Origin of the sequence: Pseudomonas sp. PS02303, assembly GCF_029959925.1 — a bacterium.
GTDB classification, from domain to species: domain Bacteria; phylum Pseudomonadota; class Gammaproteobacteria; order Pseudomonadales; family Pseudomonadaceae; genus Aquipseudomonas; species Aquipseudomonas mandelii.
Map to the genome: position 1 here is coordinate 1 of NZ_JASCOM010000512.1, position 1,516 is coordinate 1,516.

Genomic DNA, 1,516 nt, shown 5'->3' on the forward strand with positions numbered 1-1,516 from the left:
GGCGAAGGCAATCTCAAGGACGCCTTCGCCGGCAAGCCTGGCTCCTACAGGACACGCGTGGATAATTGATTCGCCATATGTCAGCAGCTGTTTATACTGCAAGCGACCACGCCGCACTCAGTTGCGCACAGACTAATTCCAATAATTTCTGCCCCTGCCCGCTCTCTTCGAGAACGGTCATCGGCATGCGTATGCCTGATCAAAGCGTCAAGACTACCGACAGAGACCTTGCGCATGCCACTCGCCTTGCTCGCCCTCGCTGTTGCCGCGTTCGGCATCGGCACCACTGAATTCGTCATCATGGGCTTGCTGCCCGACGTCGCCCGCGACCTCGCCGTGAGCATTCCCCACGCCGGCCTGCTGATCACCGGCTACGCCCTGGGCGTGGTGTTCGGCGCGCCGATTCTTGCGATCGGCACCGCCAACATGCCGCGCAAAGCCACGCTGCTGGGCATGACGCTGATGTTCATCCTCGGCAACGTGCTGTGCGCATTGGCACCGAACTATGCCACGTTGATGGCCGCGCGAGTGGTCACCGCGCTGTGCCACGGTGCGTTCTTCGGCATTGGCTCGGTAGTCGCGGCGGGCCTGGTTGCACCGAACAAAAGGGCGCAGGCCATTGCCATGATGTTCACCGGCCTGACGCTGGCCAACGTGCTCGGCGTGCCGTTGGGCACCGCGCTCGGGCAATACGCCGGTTGGCGTTCGACGTTCTGGGCGGTCTCGGTGATCGGGGTGATTGCAGCCCTCGCGCAGTGGCTCTGGCTGCCGAAGGACATCGCGATGGACAAGGCCAACCTCGCCAGCGAGTTCAAAGTGCTGGGCAAGGTCAATGTGTTGTTGGCATTGGGCATGAGCGTGCTGGCGTCGACCAGTCTGTTCAGCGTGTTCACCTACATCGCGCCGATTCTGCAGGACATCACCGGGGTCAGCCCCCATGGCGTGACAATCATGCTGTTGTTGTTTGGCGTCGGCCTGACGGCGGGCAGCATGCTGGGTGGTCGCCTGGCGGACAGCCGATTGCTGCCTTCATTGGTGGGCATGGCGCTGGCCGTGGCGGTCGTATTGGCTGCCTTTAGCCAGACCAGTCACTCGGTGATTCCGGCGGCGATCACACTGGTGCTGTGGGGGATTTTCGCGTTTGCCCTGTGCCCGATTCTGCAACTGCTGATCATCGATCAGGCGCACGAAGCGCCGAACCTTGGCTCGACGCTGAACCAGAGCGCCTTCAATCTTGGCAACGCAGCAGGTGCGTGGATCGGCGGGCTGGTGGTTGCCAGCGGTGCGGACCTGGCGGATCTGCCGTGGACCGGTGCGCTGGTCAGTGGCCTGACGGTGCTGGCCGCGCTGTTCTACATCTATCTGCAACGCCGCGGTGCGACTGCGGTCAATGTGTCCGGCTGAATCATTGCGTCGCTGCTGACACCGCTATCGCGAGCAGGCTCGCTCCCACAGTGGATCTCCAGCGCACACAGATTCTGTGTACACCGAATTCCATGTGGGAGCGAGCCTGCTC

General features: G+C 62.4%; 1 protein-coding gene. It reads left to right on the forward strand.

Going from position 1 to position 1,516, the window contains the following annotated elements; translation table 11 throughout:
* Positions 1–234: 234 nt before the first annotated feature.
* Positions 235–1,404, forward strand: coding sequence for an MFS transporter (locus tag QMX98_RS34555; RefSeq protein WP_010466924.1), 1,170 nt, complete (start codon positions 235–237; stop codon positions 1,402–1,404).
* The last annotated feature ends 112 nt before the right edge of the window (positions 1,405–1,516 follow it).

Bases quoted from the DNA above. Each gene is read 5' to 3' on its own strand.
- QMX98_RS34555 (WP_010466924.1), top strand. From the start codon at position 235: ATGCCACTCGCCTTGCTCGCCCTCGCTGTTGCCGCGTTCGGCATCGGC.